Origin of the sequence: Bacillus sp. AFS040349, assembly GCF_002577655.1 — a bacterium.
Classification (GTDB): Bacteria; Bacillota; Bacilli; order Bacillales; family Bacillaceae; genus Metabacillus.
In genome coordinates this window covers 37,110-56,468 of the sequence record NZ_NUMC01000034.1, presented here as the reverse complement: position 1 = coordinate 56,468, position 19,359 = coordinate 37,110, and the positions used below count along the sequence as shown (strand labels likewise).

The following is a 19,359-nucleotide window of genomic DNA, read 5'->3' as shown; positions in this document are numbered from 1 at the left end:
CTGTAAGCAAACTCAATTTTCTTGAGTTTGTCTACAGTCTGAAATGGAACTGTCATTTGACAGTTCCATTTTTCTACATTAATTAAGCCTGTGCTTGCTTTTGTTTAGCTGCAGAATTTACTTGTTCATCTGCATGATAGGATGAACGAACAAGCGGACCAGCTTCGCAATGGCTAAAGCCTTTACTTAATGCAATTTCACGTAGTTCAGCAAATTCATCTGGATGATAATATTTTTGAACTTTAAGGTGTTTTTTCGTTGGTTGCAGGTATTGACCAATTGTCATAATATCCACATCATGAGCACGTAAATCATCCATTGTTTCGATGATTTGCTCTTTTGTTTCTCCAAGACCAATCATGATACTTGATTTAGTTGGAATTTCAGGTTGCATTTCTTTTGCACGTTGTAAAAATTCTAAAGAACGATCATATTTTGCACGGGCACGAACTCTAGGCGTAAGCTCACGAACTGTTTCAATATTATGGTTAAGGATATCAGGCTTTGCATCCATTAACATCTTAAGATTCTCATAAACGCCACCCATATCTGAAGGTAGCACTTCAATTGTTGTAAATGGGCTTTTGCGTCGAATCGCACGAACTGTTTCAGCAAATACTTGTGCTCCACCATCTTTTAGGTCATCACGAGCAACTGCAGTAACAACTGCATGTTTAAGATTCATAAGAGCAACCGAGTCTGCTACGCGTTCTGGTTCTGCTAGGTCTAATTCAGTAGGAAGTCCTGTTTTAACGGCACAGAATCGGCATGCACGAGTACATACAGCACCTAAAATCATAAACGTAGCTGTACGACGAACAGCCCAACATTCATGAATATTTGGACATCTAGCCTCTTCACAGACAGTGTGTAAATTTTGCTCTCTCATAAGCTTTTTTAAATCTGTATAGTTCTCGTTCGTGTTTAATTTTATTTTTAACCATTCTGGCTTACGTAGATATTCTTCCTTTTTCGCCATCTGATTCATCTCCATTATGTAATCTATTTATAGTTGTCCACTAATCAAACTATTTCAATATACGTTTCCACTTTAACATAAGGAAACGAGTCGGACAAGGAAAAGGACTGTATGTAATTTCTAACATTTTCTATTAATGAAATACAAATTGAAAACCAAACTATAAAAAGATACTTCCATGGGCTGTTATTGACAAGGATTGGACTTTTTCTGGCAGTATTACCTTTTATATTGATACCAGGTACCACTGACAGTGAAGGTGTGATTCAATTTGGAACAAATGAAAGGAGCTCATTACTGTGCAAAAAGTACTTTCCTTTATGATCATCTTCTTCATGATGATCTCTGTTTCAGCACATCAAGTTTCCTATGCTGCTGAAAAATCCGACCAAGAAAAAGAATATGAAAAGCTAATGAGCTTATATACAAAAGTAGAAACATTAACGAACATACCTTGGTATGTATTAGCTGCAATTGATCAATATGAAAGAAATGTTCGTCATTCAAGAAAAGACATCCCAAAAGCTAATGGGTCCATTGAAATTTATGTCAAACCCGAAGTATGGGCAGGACCACTCAATCCAAATATGCAGGATACAAATCCTAGAAGCATAGGTTTATTTGGTGGTATTGGAGAGGATGGTAATGGAGATCAGGTTGCCGATCCAACAAATGATGAAGACATCCTCTATTCCTTTGCGAATTATTTACAATCATATGGATCTGATTTGGAAAATTTAAAGATTGGCTTATGGCATTATTATCAACGTGATAAAACAGTTGGACTCATTTTAGGTCATATGAAATTATATAAAAAATATGGCCACTTGGATTTAGATAAACATGCATTCCCTGTTCCTCTAAAACATAACTATAGTTACAAAAATACGTGGGGAGATGCCCGCGGCTGGGGTGGCAGAAGAATTCATGAAGGAACTGACATTTTTGCAAACTACGGGGTTCCAGTAAGAGCAACTTGTTACGGAGTTGTTGAGATGAAGGGGTGGAATCGATATGGTGGTTGGAGAGTAGGGATACGCGATATCGACAATACGTACCATTATTTTGCCCATTTAAATGGTTTTGCTGATGGTCTCCAAACAGGACAAGTTGTCGAGCCAGGTCAATTAATTGGGTCAGTAGGAAGCTCTGGTTATGGCCCTCCAGGTACAGCAGGGAAATTCCCACCACACCTACATTATGGTCTTTATAAAGATAACGGTCGAACTGAATGGTCATTTGATCCTTACCCTCATTTAAAATCTTGGGAACGAGCAGAACGAAAAAGAAAATAACGTCGACAAAACTCGGGGCGTGCCTGTCACTTCCCGAAATGCAAAAAAGAGGCTGATTTTCTCAGCCTCTTTTCATTTATTTTTGTTTTGCTTTAATTACAGCATTTGTAATACTTGCCGCAAGGCCTCCCCAAACGACTACAATACCGATTACCATCATTGCAATAGCAGATGCACTCATTATTGAGAAACCCCCTTATCATTTGAAGTTGTAGATTCTTTTTGCTTTTTATTTGTAACCGAGAATAGTACACCAACTAAAACTGCTCCAATGGCTACCGTCCAACCCCAATTAAATAGGAATTCACGAGGGTAGTCACCATATTCGCTTGTTAAGTTCGTTCTTAAGTTATCGAACATCATATATCCTAGTACGATTGGAGTGATAAAACCTAAGCATACTCTCCACCAAGTACCTAATTGAATGTCTGACAGCTCATTAGCATGCTTTTGAATATTCTTTAATTCCTTTGCAAACCATGCAATTGCAATTACTTCAATGAAACCAGCTAATGTAATACCAAATGTATTAATGAAGTAGTCAACTGAATCTAGGAAATAAAGACCACCTTTTGTAGCGAATATTAATGAGATAACAGCAGCTAATCCACCACCTATTGCAACAGCCTTTGTACGAGATACTTTAAATTTCTCTTGAATACCTGCAACATATGTTTCAGTAATGGAAATCAAGGATGTTAAACCTGCTAATATTAATGAACCAAAGAATAGGAACCCAAATAATCCATTAAAAGCAGGGAATTCATTAATAATTTGTGGGAATACAACAAATGCTAGACCAACACCAGAAGAAACTACTTCTGCTACAGGAACTCCTTGCTGTGCTGCCATAAATCCTAATGCACTAAATACTCCAATACCAGCAAGAACTTCGAATGCTGAGTTTCCGAAACCAGTAATAAAAGCATTGTTTGTAATATCAGATTTTTTAGGAAGATAACTTGAATAAGTAATCATAATAGCAAATGCAATCGATAAACTAAAGAAGATCTGTCCGTAAGCCGCAACCCATACTTTACCATCTAGAATTTTACTCCAATCTGGTTTGAAGAACGCATCTAATCCTTGAGCAGCTCCATCAAGTGTTAAAGCGCGAATAACGATAATAGTAAACATAATAACTAAAACTGGAATAAATACTTTATTAGCTGCTTCAATACCTTTTTTAACACCCGCAAATAAAACGCCTAAAGTAACAATCCAAACTAAGATAAGTGGAATTAAAACCCCTGGTACTAGCCCACCAAATTGACCAGGCTTTTCTGCTAGTTGTAGGTACTCACCGAATAAGAATCCTTCTGTATCAGTACCCCAATTTTGGTTAAATGCAAAAACAGAATAAGATGAAGCCCAAGCGATAATAACTGGATAGTAACATGAAATAACAAATGCGATAGCAACCTGCCACCAGCCCAACCATGAACTTCCCTTACCAACTTTACCGAAAGTTGTAGGAGCAGATCCACGATATTTATGTCCTAGTGTAAACTCCATTACTAGTAATGGGATACCAGCTGTTAACAAAGCAAATAGATATGGTAAGAAAAATGCTCCTCCTCCATTTTCATATGCTGTTGCCGGAAATCTCCAGATATTTCCTAAACCTACTGCAGAACCAACAGCTGCTAGAATAAAGCCAGCCCTTGTCCCCCACTGTGGGCGATTTTCCATAATATTTTCCTCCTCTTCTCATCTCTCACTTAAATGTGGAAACAATTAGAAATTATATAATTTTCTGATTATTTATTATAATCTATACATAGTATAATCGGACATTATGCCTATGTCTATAAAAAATTTTTAAAAAATACTATTTTAAGATGATATTTTCAGAAATTTTAGACTCTATTAAATAGAATATGGAAATACTTTATACATTTTCAAACAAAGACAGATTTTCCCTTTAACTCTTTAATTCTTAAAAGTTGTAAAATGAAATAGTCACCATAAATATTTTTTAACTTCTAAATATTCAGTATCTTTCGACCCTACCTTATATTAATAAAAAATAGATATTACTATTCATGGAATAACATTACAAAGAAATGGAAAAAAAAAGAAAGGCGAATCGCCTTCCTTTTTATACTGCTTTTGCTCTTTTTGCAAAAATGAAAATAAACCCTACTAATAAGATAGATATTGTAAGTAAACCAACTAAACTACTACCCGTAAAACCTAAAACAAGATAACCGATTGTAGCAACGCCTCCACCAATTAAGGCGTAAGGTAACTGAGTCAATACGTGATCAATGTGATGACTTCCTGCTCCTGTAGAGGATAGTATTGTCGTATCAGAAATTGGTGAACAATGATCACCTAATACAGAACCTGCAAGAACTGCTGCCATAGCCGCAAGCAACATGTTAATATCAGTAGCTGCTGTAATTTCACCTGCAATTGGTAACATGATTCCAAAAGTTCCCCAAGAAGTACCAGTTGCAAACGCAATGAATGCTGCCAATATAAACATTACGACTGGAAGATACGATAAGTTAAGGTTAGATTTTTCAACAATTCCCGCTAAATATTCCCCTGTACTTAATTGACCGATCAAATCTACAATAACCCACGCAAATAATAGGATGTAGATAGCTGGTAGCATTGATTTAACACCTTCAATGATTGCAAGGGGCAAATAACGTCCATTAATTCCTCTACTAAAAAATAATATGATGGTGATTGCTAGTCCAAATAGTCCGCCATATAATAGCGATGCTGAAACATCTGTATTTTCAAAGATTGCAAAAATATCTACAGCTGATTTGTCTTCAATTGCTGAATAACCCGTATAAAGCATCGATGCCACTGTACCAATAATTAAAGAAAGAATAGGCCAAACAAGGTTACCAATCGTGCCTTTATCACTTGTTGGTAAATCTTCTTTAATTTCACCCAATGCTTCTTTGGAAGGATCAACTACTTGTCCAGTTTGAATCGCACGATCTTCATGAACTTTCATGCTGCCAATATTAATATTGAAATAAGCTACTGCAAACACAAGAACCAATGCAGCAAAAACATAGTAGTTCATCGGAATCATTGTCATAAATGCGCCAAGCGGTGTAAACTCAGTAACACCATGAGTAGTTAAAATTGTCGCAATCATTGCAATGATGCAATGATATATGCTCCCCAGCTTGAAATTGGTGAAACAACACAAACTGGTGCTGATGTTGAATCAATAATATAAGCAAGTTTAGCCCGTGAAACCTTTTGACGATCAGTAATCGGACGACTAACTTGTCCAACGGCAAGTGCATTAAAATAATCATCAATGAAAATGAGTATTCCTAATATTGCTGCTGTAAATTGAGCTCCTGTTCGAGTTTTTACACGCTTTTCTGCCCACTCACCAAAAGCACGACTCCCGCCTGAGATAGAAATAAGTGCTGTAACAATTCCTAAGATTAACAAGAATAATATGATATAAACATTCCAAGTGTTTAATTCACCTTCAGAAATGAAAATACCTTTAACAGCATTTATTATGACCATCCCGGAATCTGCGATTGAAAAATCCTTTAGTAATAACGCTGCTGATACAATCCCCACGCCTAGAGATAACAAAACTCTCCTTGTTAAGATAACCATTAAGATGGCGATTATCGGGGGAATAATTGAAAAAATAGTGCCTGACATGATGTAAAATGCCTCCCTGTTTTTATTATTGGAAGGGCTTATACTGATTGTAAGGAACAATGCACCCTAAAAAAGTGCATAGAAAAAGAGTAACGATAGAAAATAACTATCATTACTCTTATTTGAATAATGTTATGTTATCCTCCATCTCGATCAGTAGCCCTCCATTATAGTTTTCTATAATGACAGTATTACCTTTATTCAACGTAATACCAGCAAATGCAGCCTGACTAGCTAACATTCACTTCGGCAAAAACCCCTTTTCAATATGATCATCGTTGTCATTCTCACATACTGTACTCTTGGTTTCTGCGCCTCTACCTCATCATGAGATAAGGTGATGTCGGTCAATATTTAATTAACTTTCAATAGTTTAGCAAAATAGTAGTCAAATGACAACTATGGAACTGCTGGTAATTCAATGGCAGGTGCATTTTCTCCGCTTCCATTATTATAATACTGCGGTACATCACCGTGAGCTGCAATGTCAACAATAGGAATTGTATTTGTAATCGTAACAGGCTTTGTTGAGAACGGGATAACGACCTGTACTGTTACTTCAACAATAACAGAAATTTCATGAACCGCACTGTTAATTCCATATTCCTTTAACGTTCTTTTAATATCGGTATGTACATCACCTATTAAGTAAAAACGAACTGGAATATCTGGACCTATTGTACTTAAAATCGCATTATCCGTTATTTGTCCTAAAGGAATCGAATAAACAATTCCATCATCTAATTCCATTTCCTGATTGTCTGTTGTATGAAAATTCCCTTTTTCAATTTCGGTTAATTTCCTTGTGATGTTATCAGTTATTCGGTCTAATTCTGCTCGAACAACTGCTGAATTAAATCGGATTGTATTTGTATTGCCGTTGTTATCCTTATCTATTATAACAAGGTTTTCTTGGTCCTTTTCTGTCTCTTCTTTTACAGCTTCATGGATAATGGTTGTTGCAACTGAAGAAGCTTCGAGCTTAGCGATGTCCATAATAGCAGGTTCTACTTTACTATCTACATACCAAAAACTACTAGCAGTCAGAATTGTAAATATAACAAGTGTTAGCAACAGTACATATCGAAAAGGTAAAGGCCCTTTGCGCGGGCGTCGACCGCGAAACTTAGCCAAAACAAATCCCTCCTTTACAAGCTATGTTTATGCATGACAGGAGGGATGTACGCTTACTTTTTTATTCATTCTAAACTTTTTATTGTTTTAGGAAAATACAGGCTTGCTTCTTACTTAAGCCATTTTAAGTAATGCATCTTTTCCTGTTGTTCCCACAGTGATTCCCAGTTTTTCTGCTTCATATGTGACAGATTCCAGTGGCGCTTCAAGTAATTGATCGATTGTACGGACACCAACAGCACGACCAGCAATAATCCCTCGGTCTTTAAGCTTTTCGTTTAATAATGCAACATCAAGTGCTCCGCACATGATATATCCTTTATCGTTTGTAACTGCCATAAAATTTGTTTTAGGCAACGCAACTGTAATCGCTGTGAACTGCTTTCCTTCTATAACAACTGGAGTCATTGTAACCATTGTGTATCTACACTCCTTTCTTGATATATCTTTATGAATAAAGAAAGGATACGTGTAGATATGCGCCTATTCAATTTTAGATTTTTCACCTAACTTCCATGCTAATAAATCTCTCAACAACTCAGGCATAAAAAACACCTTCTTCTCGGCATGACTGATTTCAGGATATAGAGGACCAAGAGTAAACATATCAATCGTCGCTACAGCATAAATCCGTTCATGTGAAATAGGTTTACCATTAATAAATATTTCTGTTACATGATCTTTGCCATCATCTAACGTTTCCATGTTTACTTCAATCCCGTCAAAAACCATTCGCCCCATTACTTTTCCTCTAAAGCCAAGACCTTTTAGCTTTAAATGTTCCATCTTCTCATCTCTCGATTGAACAATAACTTCTTTAAGAACATCACCTTTTAAATAAACTTTACACGGATTGATCGGATGAGGACAAATACGATGAAGATCTTTTCTTGTGACTGCTCCTTTTTTTAAAGGCTCTAAAAGAATACCTGAATTCACCATTGCAACCTCTCCATTACACCACTCCTTTATAGATTGAACAAGGAGTTTTGGGAACTCAGATTCTTGGTACCAATCTAAGGTAAGACCATTTTTTGAAACACCAATTACCTCCGAAAGAGTATTATCAGCTTGTATTGAAGATTCTTGTAACAATAACTCTGTTTCATCACAAACTATTTTCTGATCCTCCATTGGAAATAGAGAAGCTTTATAAGAATGGAGCTTTTTATTATCAAGATGAAAAGATAAAGAAATATGTCCTACATATTGACCATATTTTCCTGCACCTGCAATGAGGGTATTATGAAGTTCCATTCCTTCCTTGAGAACATGATGGGTGTGGCCTCCAATAATAACATCAATATCAGGAAACTCTTTGGCTATAATTTCGTCATCACTTATTCCCAAATGAGACAAAAGTACAATCACATCACATTGTTCCTTTACTTGTTCAACAGTCTCCAACAAACTTTGAAAAGGATCTTTTATTTTCCATCCAAGTAATTCATAAAACTTTTCATAGAAAACCGTAACACCAAGCAAAGCAATCCTCGTACCACTGTTAAGTGTAATGATATGATAAGGAACAACCCAATTAGGCCGTTCTCCCAATTCTGTATATAAATTTGATAGGATCACCGGAAATGTTGCATGTTCATATAAAGAATCAAGATCTTCATGTGAAAAAGTAATTCCTTCATTATTTCCAATTGTCACTGCGTCATAATTTAACTGATTTAACAGTGAAACATTTGCTTTTCCCTTTGTTGCTTCAGTTATTGGATGAAACCGATCTGAATGATCTCCAATATCCAATAAAATCATTTGCTCATTTTGTTGATCATGCCATGCTTTTTTGTCTTTAAGAAATTGAACGATTGCCGGCCAATTTTCAAAATGACTATGTAAATCATTAGTATGATAAAGGTGAACGGTTTCTAACATGTTCCTCTCTCCTTACTTAAACTCCACACTTATTACATCCCCTCATGATCTTGAAACAAACTTAATTGTTTTTCAGCTAATCCCGTATAGTGAAGATTTAGTAGATTTATCATCATCTTCGCATTATCTGCGGCATCTCCACCTGAGTTGTTATTAAAGAGCATAAAGGTTGTTTCTGTTCTTTGCTGAATCTTAGCTAAATGTTCTTTCCACTCTAATAACTCTTCTTCATTATATCGATACAAATATCGAACATCTCGCCAATTATCTCCATTAGCCGGCTTATTCCATCCATATACATTTCTTCCATGGAGACGGATAAGTGTTTTATGAGGAGTAGTTGGTTTTAGAACGGTGGGAATCGATCTTTCACCAGCCTGAGGTTCGTCCACAATACTATGAATCCATTTCTCATCCTCCATAAACTGTAAGGTTTTATCATAATAACTAGAAGAAAACCACGAGCGGTTGCGAAATTCTAATGCAACCTCTGTATCTCCCATTTTTTCTCTGCACCATTTTAAGTATGCTACATTTTCTTTGTTACATGAAAACCAAGGGGGAAATTGGAATAATACCATAGCTAATTTATTTGCATTTTTTAATGGTTGAATCGATTTTATGTATGCTGAAAACATATCAGATTTGTTATCAAAGGGAATTTCTCCGCGAAGATGTCCTGTCATTCCTTGATAAGCTTTTGCTATAAACTGAAACCCCTTTGGTGTATCTTTTACCCACTTTTCCATATTACGTTCCGGCTGGACAGCATAAAAACATGAATCAATTTCAACCGTTGGAAAATGTGCAGCATATTCTTGTAATTTATTCGTTGTATTCAAACTAGTGTAAAGGGAATCATGATCTCCCCATCCAGTTAACCCTATTTGAATGCTTGTCAATCAAAATCATCCTTTTTTTAATTAACGGCTTTACCTTAATTATACGACTCTTTGTTCTTTCCATAAACCTTAACAGAGTTCTAACGACATATTACCCAAATATAACACAAATGGTTGTTTCACACGTATTCTTTACGTACTAAAAAGGACTGACAATTGTCAGTCCTTTTATATGAAAGTTATTAACCGATAGAACCTTCCATTTCGAACTTGATCAGACGGTTCATTTCTACTGCATATTCCATTGGAAGTTCTTTTGTGAATGGCTCGATAAAGCCCATTACGATCATTTCTGTTGCTTCTTCTTCTGAAATACCACGACTCATTAGATAGAATAATTGCTCTTCAGATACTTTTGAAACTTTCGCTTCGTGTTCAAGAGAAATATTATCGTTAAGAATTTCATTGTATGGAATTGTATCAGATGTTGATTGATTATCCATGATGAGTGTATCACACTCAATGTTTGATCTTGCCCCTTCAGCTTTACGTCCAAAGTGTACAATACCACGATATGTTACTTTACCACCTTGCTTTGAAATGGATTTGGAAACAATCGTAGATGATGTGTTTGGCGCAAGGTGAATCATTTTTGCACCTGCATCCTGGTGTTGACCTTTACCTGCTAAGGCAATAGAAAGTGTCATACCACGTGCTCCTTCACCACGAAGGATAACAGCTGGGTATTTCATAGTTAATTTTGAACCAATGTTACCATCGATCCATTCCATCGTTGCATTCGCATCACAAACTGCACGCTTTGTTACAAGGTTAAACACGTTATTTGCCCAGTTTTGAATTGTTGTATAACGGCAGTAGCCACCGTCTTTAACAATGATCTCAACAACTGCACTGTGAAGTGAGTTCGTTGTATAAACTGGAGCTGTACAACCCTCAACATAGTGTACATGTGCGCCTTCATCAACGATGATTAATGTACGCTCAAATTGTCCCATGTTTTCAGAGTTAATACGGAAGTATGCTTGTAATGGAGTATCAACTTTAACACCTTTTGGTACATAAATGAATGATCCACCAGACCATACAGCAGAGTTTAAAGCAGAGAACTTATTATCTGCTGGAGGAATTACTTTTCCAAAATGCTCACGGAAAATATCTTCGTTCTCTTTTAAAGCTGTATCCGTATCTTTGAAGACAATACCAAGGTCTTCAAGGTCTTCTTTCATGTTATGGTAAACAACCTCTGATTCATATTGAGCTGATACACCAGCTAAATATTTTTGCTCTGCTTCAGGGATCCCTAATTTATCAAATGTAGCTTTAATTTCTTCAGGAACCTCATCCCATGAGCGTTCTGATTTCTCAGAAGGTTTTACATAATACGTAATTTCATCGAAATTTAATGAGGCCATATCCCCACCCCATTGTGGCATTGGCATATTGTAAAAATGCTCCAATGATTTCAAACGGAAATCAAGCATCCATTGTGGTTCATCTTTCATACGAGAGATTTCTTCAACAATCTCTTTCGTTAATCCTCGTTTAGAACGGAAGATGGAAACATCCTTGTCAGCAAAACCATATTTATAATCGCCGATTTCAGGTGCCTTTTTTGCCATCTACATTCACTCCAATCAAATTAGATTTATGGCGTAAGCAACCTATTCGTTGCCTTCTTTCACGCCCTTTTCCATAGCCTTCCAAGCTAATGTCGCACATTTTATACGTGCAGGGAATTTTGCCACTCCCTGTAATGCTTCAATATCACCTAAGTCGATATCATCATCATATTCTTTTCCTAACATCATATTCGAAAAGATTTCTGATAGCTTTAATGCTTCTTCTAATTTTTTACCTTTAATCGCCTGAGTCATCATTGATGCAGAAGACATTGAAATCGAGCAGCCTTCTCCTTCAAATTTTGCATCCTTAACAACATCATCTCGTACATCAAGTGTTAAACGGATACGATCTCCACAAGTTGGATTATTCATATCAATTGTAAGACTGTTGTCAAGGATCCCTTTATTTCTCGGGTTTTTATAATGATCCATAATAACCTGACGATAAAGAGTATCAAGATTTACATGATTAGACATTACTGAAGTACTCCTTTGTCTTTTTAATACCTGCAACAAGCTTATCAACTTCTTGTTCCGTGTTGTACAGGTAAAAACTAGCTCTTGCTGTTGCGGAAACCTTCAGCCATTTCATTAAAGGCTGCGCACAATGATGACCTGCACGAACAGCAATTCCCTCAGCATCTAAAACTGTTGCAACATCATGTGGATGCACATCTTCTATATTAAATGTTACTAACCCAGTACGTTTCTCTGGACTAGGACCGTATATAGTTAAACCATCAACTTGACTAAGCTGTTCATAAGCATATTTAGTTAGCTTACGATCATGGGATTCTATATTGTCTAGACCGACCTTCTCCAAGAAATCAATTGCTTCGCCAAGACCAATTGCCCCAGCAATGATAGGAGTTCCAGCTTCAAATTTCCACGGAAGCTCCTTCCATGTTGACTCGTGTAATCCTACAAAGTCAATCATTTCACCACCGAATTCAACAGGTTCCATCTTCTCAAGGAGTGCTTTCTTACCGTATAACACACCGATACCTGTTGGGCCACACATTTTGTGAGCCGAGAATGCAAAGAAATCACAATCTAAATCTCGGACATCTACTTTCATATGTGGAGCACTTTGACAACCATCTACAACCATCACAGCTCCATGCTTATGAGCAACCTCTGTGATTTCTTTTATCGGATTAATCGTTCCAAGTACGTTTGATACATGCATAACTGATACAATTTTCGTATTTGGTGTTATTGTTTCTTCAACATCCTTCAAGTCGATTGTACCATCTTCTTGTAATGGAATATATTTTAAAGTGGCACCAGTTATTTTCGCTACCTGTTGCCAAGGAATCACATTCGCATGATGCTCCATATAAGTGATGACAATTTCATCACCTTCTTTTACATTGGTAAGCCCATAGCTCTGAGCAACAATATTTAAAGCAGTAGTAGCACCTCTAGTAAAGATGATTTCCTGGATCGATTTTGCTCCAATAAATCTTCTTACCTTCTCACGAGCTCCTTCATAACCGTCAGTTGCTCTTGTACCCAATGTGTGCACACCACGGTGAACATTAGAATTATATTCTTTGTAATATGTGGAAAGAGCATCTATAACGGATAGTGGTTTCTGAGAAGTTGCACCACTATCCAAGTAAACGAGGTCTTTCCCGTTTACTTGTTGGTCCAAAATCGGAAAGTGCTGACGAATATCAGAGATATTCATTATTTAACTTTCCTTTCAATAACCTCAACTAACTGCTTTTTAACACCTTCAATAGGTAGTTCTTTAACAACAGGTGCTAAGAAGCCATGGATAACAAGACGCTCAGCTTCTACTTTAGGAATACCGCGGCTCATTAAATAATATAATTGAATTGGATCAACACGTCCAACAGAAGCAGCGTGACCTGCCGTTACATCATCTTCATCAATTAATAGAATTGGGTTTGCATCACCACGTGCTTTTTCACTTAACATAAGAACACGAGATTCTTGTTCTGCGTTTGACTTTGAAGCACCGTGCTCGATTTTACCAATACCATTGAAAATAGAAGATGCACTATCCTTCATAACTCCATGTTTTAAGATATACCCTTCTGAGTGTTTACCAAAGTGTACAACCTTCGTTGTGAAGTTTTGCTTTTGCTCTCCACGACCTACTACAACTGTTTTTGTATCTCCAAATGAGCCGTCGCCCATTAAGTTTGTAACATTTTCAGAAATTGTATTGCCATCATTCATTAAACCTAATGCCCATTCAATACGTGAGTCACGACCAGCAACCCCACGGCGGTTTACATAAGTTGTTACTCCTTCTGCAAGAGTATCAACTGCACCGTATGTTACACGAGCATTTGTATTAGCAAATACTTCTGAGATGATGTTAAACACACCCTCTACATTTTGAACAGTAGAAATATAGTTTTCTACATAAGTTACTGAGCTATTATCATCAGCTACAACAATTACGTGGTTGAATAATGTTGTATTAGGGTTGTCATGAACAAATACTGACTGAATTGGTTCTGCTACTTCTACATTTTTTGGGACATAAACAAATACCCCACCGTTATGAAGAGCTGCATGTAAAGCAGTTAAGCGGTGCTCGTCAACCTTCACCCCGTCCGTCATAAAGTATTTTTGTAGCAAGTCAGAATGCTCTTTTGCTGCAGTATGGATATCTGTTAGGATGACACCTTTATCTTTTAATTCAGAAGATAATGAAGTATATGCAGCTGTATTGTTAACTTGAACATATAAGTTTTTAGTTGTAGACTCAAGGTCAATTAATGATTTCACATCTTCATGTAAGTCATTTAATGAGTCTAATTTTGCACTCTCAACAGTATGTTCTTTAAAATTTGTAAAATTCCATTTATCGATTTTTGTTTTATCCGGTTTAGGCATAGGAAGATCCTCTAGCTTGGCAAAAGCTTGTAAGCGAAGATCTGTAAGCCAATCCGGCTCACCAAGCTGTTTTGAATAGCTTGAGACATAATCCTGATTGATCGTTAATGTTTCCATCGTCTTAGTCCCCCTTACTATTATGCTTCTTGCCCAACAGTTTCGTCTTCAATACCTAATTCTTGTTTAATCCAGTCATAGCCTTCTGCTTCTAAACGTTGAGCTAGCTCAGGGCCACCTGATTTAACAACACGTCCTTGCATCATTACATGTACTTTATCTGGAGTGATGTAGTTTAATAAACGTTGGTAGTGAGTAATCATTAAGCAACCGAACTCTTCACTACGCATTTTGTTGATTCCTTTTGCAACAATTTTTAATGCATCAATATCTAGACCAGAGTCAATTTCATCTAGAATAGCAATTTTTGGTTCAATCATCATTAATTGAAGGATTTCATTACGTTTTTTCTCTCCGCCGGAGAAACCTTCATTTAAATAACGTTGTGCCATATCTTGATCCATTTCAAGCTCATCCATGTTTGCATCCATTTTACGAATGAATTTCATTAAAGAGATTTCATCGCCTTCTTCTCTGCGGGCGTTAATAGAAGAACGTAAGAAATCCGCGTTTGTTACCCCACTGATTTCACTTGGATATTGCATAGCTAAAAATAGACCTGCACGAGCACGCTCGTCTACTTCCATTTCTAATACATCTTCCCCATCTAATGTAATGCTACCTTGTGTTACCTCATACTTTGGGTGCCCCATGATTGCTGAAGATAAAGTAGATTTACCTGTCCCGTTTGGCCCCATGATTGCATGGAACTCTCCGCCTTTTATTTCAAGATTTACACCTTTTAGAATTTCTTTCCCATCAATTTCTACGTGTAAATCCTTAATGATTAATGTAGAGCCTGCCATAATGATACCTCCAATAATATATAAAGTTTACTAATTCTCATTTTATTCTCATTCTAATATTATAACAAATGAAAAGTGAACACAACCTTTAAGGAATAGAGTCGAATTTTGACATTAAAATATCTATCCTAACTTTGATAAATTCACATTAAAAAATTTATGTAAATAGAGAAATTAGACAGTTTCTACTATATAACACATTGCTCTGTGAATCTACCTTGAGACCCTAGTTTATTTTTCACCTTTTAAGAAAAAACATTCTCTTTGTGATGAAGGAAATTAGAGGGTTAAGTATGTGAATTTGGAGTAAACACGCTTTTTCCTCCCTAATGTCTTTCCATTAAAAAAGAAGAACCAGTTATTCTGGTTCTTCCATCTATAGGCTTTACTTTTTCATTTTTCTTTCAACATCAGCATAAATCAACTGACTTTTACGATAATCTTCTTCACGGCTCTTTTCAACATCCATACGTTTATCATGCTTACTAGCATATTCAGCGTACCCTATACCATGAGAATGATGCATCGCCTTTTCCATTTCAGTTGTGTAATTGAGATCAATTGACTCTTGATTCGAGTGAATAATGAATCAATCCTTTCAGCTTTATTTTACATATAAAGCTTATCAAGAATATTCAAACAACTCAAAGTTCGTAAGATAATCTCACAAACCGTAATATTTGAAATTGATTCATTCTGTAAAAATAACCAACTATTTTTGTAATTTCCCTCAAAAATACTCTATATTACTCGATTTATTGTTTTAGTTGGTTTAACTCTGTTATACATTCTTGAACTAATGTAACAGCTTGGCTCATTGCTGCTCCACCACCAAATGCAGCTGTAACACCAACAGTTTCTAAAATTTCTTCTTCACTAGCACCGTTGTCCAAGCATCCTTTTGCATGGTAGATAATGCAGTATTCATCTTGGGTATTCACTGCAATTCCTAATGCAATTAAATGTTTTTCTTTTTTTGATAGTGTCCCTTCAGCAAAACAAGCTTCAGTAAAAGCATTATAATGGCGTGCAATCTCCGGCATCTTTTGTGTGAAAGTACCTAATCCACTTTTATATTCATGTAAAGCAGCTTCCGTAGAATTTCTAGGCTCATGATATTCCATTTTCAATAACAACTCCATTCATAACTTAATCAATCAGTAATAGTATGTATTTTTCAAACCATTGTATACAAACTTGGTGACTGAAGAATCCAATAAAAAAAGAGACCTGTGTTTACAGATCTCTTAAAGGATTTCTTAAATTAGTCATTTACAGGCAGTACTGAACCTGGGTATTTTGTATTAATAAAATCCTTAATTTCTTGAGATTTTAATACTTCTACAAGAGTCTTAATCTCTTCCTTGTCTTTATCCTCACTACGAACAACAATGATGTTTGCATAAGGGTTATTTTCACCAGCTTCTAGAGCTACAGCATCTTCTGCTGGATTTAATCCTGCTGCAAGTGCGTAGTTACCATTGATAATAACTGCATCACCTTCGTTATTTTCATAAGCACTTGCCAACATTTCTGGTGCAACACTATCATCAATTTCTAGGTTTTTAGCATTTTCAACGATATCATCTTTTGTTGCATTAATTTTATCAACATCTGGATTTAATTTAATTAGACCTTTTTCTTCAAGTAGTGCTAACACGCGTCCCATTTCTGCAACGTTGTTACTCATGATAATTTTTGCACCTTCAGGTAACTCTTCAAGTGTTTTGTATTCTTTTGAGTAAATACCAAAAGGCTCAATATGAATTGCTCCAACATTTGCAAGATCAAAATCATTTTCTTTAATTGCATTGTCTAAATATGGAACATGCTGGAAGTAGTTTGCATCCAGGTCACCTTCAGCAAGCGCTGGGTTAATTAATGGATAATCTGAAAACTCTTCGATGTCTAATTCAATACCTTTGTCTGCTAACAGTGGTTTTGCTTCTTCTAAAATTTCTGCATGAGGAACAGTTGTCGCTCCAACTTTTAGTACTTTCGTTTCTTGCTCAGTCCCTGTGTTTTCTTCTTGAGTTGTTTCATTTTCGCCTCCGCCACATGCAACAAGTAGAATAGCGAAAATTGTTAATACTAGTGATAAAAGATATTTTTTCATCATTTTTTCCTCCTAACGTTTATCGATAGCTTTAACTAATATATCTCCAATAAATTGGATAATAAACACAATAATTAAGATAAAAATGGTTGCTACAATGGTTACTTCAAAATTATTACGCTGGAATCCTTCTCGATAAGCAAGGTCACCAAGACCTCCAGCACCTACTACTCCGGCCATAGCTGTATAACCAACCAATGCGATTGCAGTAACTGTAATCCCTGAAACCAAAGCTGGTAAAGATTCCGGTAATAGTACTCTCAACATAATTGTCGACGTTTTTGCTCCCATCGATTTAGCTGCTTCAATAACACCTTTGTCAACTTCCCTTAAAGCAAGCTCAACCATCCTTGCGTAAAATGGAGCGGATCCAATAATTAGTGCGGGTAAAGCAGCATTTTCTCCCAGAATTGACCCAACTACAACTTTAGTGAAGGGTAAGAGTAAAATAACAAGGATAATAAACGGAATTGACCGAAATATATTTACGATTCCAGATAAAATTGTATTAAGTATACTGTTACCCCAGATATTGCCTTTTGAAGTTAAGAATAAAAGTAAACCAAGTATAATTCCTAAGAAAAAAGTGACGACAACCGAAACTCCTGTCATGTAAGTTGTTTCATAAGTTGCCTCCCATACTTTTTCCCATTTTACATTTGGAAGAAACTGATTAAGCATTCGCCAGCACCTCCACTTCTACTTGTTGTTCTCCAATATAAGCAACTGCACGGTTAATTTCATCAAGATCTCCATCTATATGCAAAAATAATGAACCATAAGAGCCATTTTGCGTTTGTGAAATTTTACCTTGTACAATATTCACTTCAATATTAAATTTCCTAATAATATTGCTAATCAATGGTCTTTCTGTACCTTCACCAACAAATGTTAGCTGAAGTACTTTTCCAGAACGATAATTTTCTAGTAGTAGGTCAATTGCTTCCTTCGTATCATCCGGCTCTGAGATTTGTTTAACGAACGTTTTTGTTATAGGTTTCTGAGGGTTTCTGAAAACATCCAATACATTTCCTTGTTCAACCACTTCACCATTTTCCATAACAGCTACTCGATGACAAATTTTACGAATGACATGCATTTCATGTGTAATTAATACGATTGTTAAGCCTAGTCGTTTATTAATATCAACAAGCAGGTCTAGAATTGAATCTGTTGTTTGGGGATCAAGTGCTGATGTAGCTTCATCACATAATAAAACCTTGGGATTATTCGCTAACGCTCTGGCAATCCCAACACGTTGTTTTTGACCACCACTAAGTTGAGAAGGGTATGCATTCTCTCTTCCTTCCAGTCCAACCAGCTTAATAAGCTCATCAACACGTTTAAGTCGTTTCGCTTTACTTACTCCTGCAATTTCTAAAGGAAATGCAATATTCTCTCTCACTGTTCTTGACCACAATAAGTTAAAGTGTTGAAAGATCATGCTTATTTCTAAGCGTGCTTTACGCAACTTTGTACCAGAAATTGAGCCAATCTGACTACCTGCCACAACGACTTCCCCACTAGTTGGTTTTTCTAGTCCATTTAACAAACGGATCAATGAACTTTTTCCGGCTCCACTATATCCTATAACTCCGAATATTTCACCTTTTTTAATTTCAAGGTTTACATTGTTAACAGCTTGAACAGAGCCGCTCTTTGTTTTATAAACTTTATTAACATTTGATAATGTTATCATTTTGTCACCTTCTTCCTTTATTCCTTTACTATTTCTACCGTTCATTTTTTTACATATAAAAAACCTTCCTGCAAAATGAGCAGAAAGGCGCTTGAATACCTTTCTCTCATCTCTCAAAGCATCTGCTTTGTGTGAATTGGCACCATTTCAGAATGAACTGATGGTTGCCGGGCTTCATCGGGCACTTCCCTCCACCTCTCTTGATAAGAGTTAAATATTTGATTGTCTTTTTAAGTACGATTGTGATTGTATCATGTGTTGAAAATCAATGTCAATTATTTATTTTCTTAAAATAGCTTACTTT

Annotated in this window: 18 protein-coding genes, 1 pseudogene and 2 riboswitches; of the genes and pseudogenes, 1 reads left to right on the top strand and 18 read right to left on the bottom strand. The window is 36.2% G+C overall.

What is annotated here, in order from left to right; all coding sequences use genetic code 11:
• Positions 1-82: 82 nt before the first annotated feature.
• A complete protein-coding gene (gene lipA, locus COD11_RS09125) occupies positions 83-994 on the bottom strand; it encodes a lipoyl synthase (protein ID WP_255301566.1) in 912 nt (303 codons plus the stop codon).
• A gap of 305 nt (positions 995-1,299) precedes the next feature.
• On the opposite strand from lipA, the gene COD11_RS09120 reads away from it, so the two are divergent.
• Complete coding sequence (locus tag COD11_RS09120) at positions 1,300-2,274, top strand: M23 family metallopeptidase (protein WP_098796457.1); 975 nt, start codon at positions 1,300-1,302, stop codon at positions 2,272-2,274.
• Positions 2,275-2,350: 76 nt separating this feature from the next.
• Here the strand turns inward: COD11_RS09120 and COD11_RS09115 are convergent, their stop codons facing one another.
• From COD11_RS09115 to COD11_RS09040, 17 genes and pseudogenes are all read right to left on the bottom strand, one after another.
• A complete protein-coding gene (locus COD11_RS09115) occupies positions 2,351-2,455 on the bottom strand; it encodes a methionine/alanine import family NSS transporter small subunit (protein WP_098796452.1) in 105 nt (34 codons plus the stop codon).
• The gene (locus tag COD11_RS09110; protein ID WP_098796451.1) at positions 2,455-3,966 is read right to left on the bottom strand and encodes a sodium-dependent transporter; all 1,512 of its coding nucleotides are present in this window, start codon (positions 3,964-3,966) and stop codon (positions 2,455-2,457) included. The genes COD11_RS09115 and COD11_RS09110 overlap by 1 nt, the downstream gene beginning before the upstream one ends.
• Positions 3,967-4,375: 409 nt before the next feature.
• Positions 4,376-5,934 (bottom strand): annotated as a pseudogene (locus COD11_RS09105) (Na+/H+ antiporter NhaC family protein).
• Between the two features lie 149 nt (positions 5,935-6,083).
• Positions 6,084-6,262: riboswitch (Lysine riboswitch) on the bottom strand.
• A gap of 71 nt (positions 6,263-6,333) precedes the next feature.
• Positions 6,334-7,068, bottom strand: coding sequence for a sporulation protein YunB (gene yunB, locus COD11_RS09100; RefSeq protein ID WP_098796450.1), 735 nt, complete (start codon positions 7,066-7,068; stop codon positions 6,334-6,336).
• A gap of 114 nt (positions 7,069-7,182) precedes the next feature.
• Positions 7,183-7,485 carry a YunC family protein gene (locus COD11_RS09095; protein ID WP_098796449.1) on the bottom strand — a complete coding sequence of 101 codons (303 nt, stop codon included), beginning with the start codon at positions 7,483-7,485 and terminating at the stop codon, positions 7,183-7,185.
• A 66-nt stretch (positions 7,486-7,551) separates the two neighbouring features.
• Positions 7,552-8,955 carry a bifunctional metallophosphatase/5'-nucleotidase gene (locus COD11_RS09090; RefSeq protein ID WP_098796448.1) on the bottom strand — a complete coding sequence of 468 codons (1,404 nt, stop codon included), beginning with the start codon at positions 8,953-8,955 and terminating at the stop codon, positions 7,552-7,554.
• A 32-nt stretch (positions 8,956-8,987) separates the two neighbouring features.
• Complete coding sequence (locus COD11_RS09085; protein ID WP_098796447.1) at positions 8,988-9,857, bottom strand: DUF72 domain-containing protein; 870 nt, start codon at positions 9,855-9,857, stop codon at positions 8,988-8,990.
• Positions 9,858-10,039: 182 nt separating this feature from the next.
• Complete coding sequence (gene sufB, locus COD11_RS09080; protein WP_098796446.1) at positions 10,040-11,437, bottom strand: Fe-S cluster assembly protein SufB; 1,398 nt, start codon at positions 11,435-11,437, stop codon at positions 10,040-10,042.
• 42 nt (positions 11,438-11,479) lie between these two features.
• Positions 11,480-11,917, bottom strand: a complete 438-nt coding sequence (sufU, locus tag COD11_RS09075) for a Fe-S cluster assembly sulfur transfer protein SufU (protein ID WP_098796445.1) — start codon at positions 11,915-11,917, stop codon at positions 11,480-11,482.
• Positions 11,910-13,133 (bottom strand): cysteine desulfurase, encoded by a 1,224-nt coding sequence (locus tag COD11_RS09070; protein WP_098796444.1) that lies wholly within the window; start codon positions 13,131-13,133, stop codon positions 11,910-11,912. Before COD11_RS09070 ends, sufU begins: the two co-directional genes overlap by 8 nt.
• A complete protein-coding gene (gene sufD, locus COD11_RS09065) occupies positions 13,133-14,455 on the bottom strand; it encodes a Fe-S cluster assembly protein SufD (RefSeq protein WP_483296282.1) in 1,323 nt (440 codons plus the stop codon). The genes COD11_RS09070 and sufD overlap by 1 nt, the downstream gene beginning before the upstream one ends.
• Positions 14,455-15,240, bottom strand: coding sequence for a Fe-S cluster assembly ATPase SufC (sufC, locus tag COD11_RS09060; RefSeq protein ID WP_098796442.1), 786 nt, complete (start codon positions 15,238-15,240; stop codon positions 14,455-14,457). Before sufC ends, sufD begins: the two co-directional genes overlap by 1 nt.
• A gap of 385 nt (positions 15,241-15,625) precedes the next feature.
• On the bottom strand, positions 15,626-15,766 hold the full coding sequence (locus tag COD11_RS26760; RefSeq protein ID WP_176551024.1) for a YuzK family famiily protein: 141 nt from the start codon (positions 15,764-15,766) through the stop codon (positions 15,626-15,628).
• A gap of 229 nt (positions 15,767-15,995) precedes the next feature.
• Positions 15,996-16,364, bottom strand: a complete 369-nt coding sequence (locus tag COD11_RS09055; RefSeq protein ID WP_098796441.1) for a carboxymuconolactone decarboxylase family protein — start codon at positions 16,362-16,364, stop codon at positions 15,996-15,998.
• 140 nt (positions 16,365-16,504) lie between these two features.
• Positions 16,505-17,356 carry a MetQ/NlpA family ABC transporter substrate-binding protein gene (locus COD11_RS09050; protein ID WP_098796440.1) on the bottom strand — a complete coding sequence of 284 codons (852 nt, stop codon included), beginning with the start codon at positions 17,354-17,356 and terminating at the stop codon, positions 16,505-16,507.
• Positions 17,357-17,368: 12 nt separating this feature from the next.
• Positions 17,369-18,037 (bottom strand): methionine ABC transporter permease, encoded by a 669-nt coding sequence (locus COD11_RS09045; protein WP_098796439.1) that lies wholly within the window; start codon positions 18,035-18,037, stop codon positions 17,369-17,371.
• On the bottom strand, positions 18,030-19,055 hold the full coding sequence (locus COD11_RS09040; protein WP_098796456.1) for a methionine ABC transporter ATP-binding protein: 1,026 nt from the start codon (positions 19,053-19,055) through the stop codon (positions 18,030-18,032). Before COD11_RS09040 ends, COD11_RS09045 begins: the two co-directional genes overlap by 8 nt.
• Positions 19,056-19,158: 103 nt before the next feature.
• Positions 19,159-19,265: riboswitch (SAM riboswitch) on the bottom strand.
• Positions 19,266-19,359 lie beyond the last annotated feature (94 nt).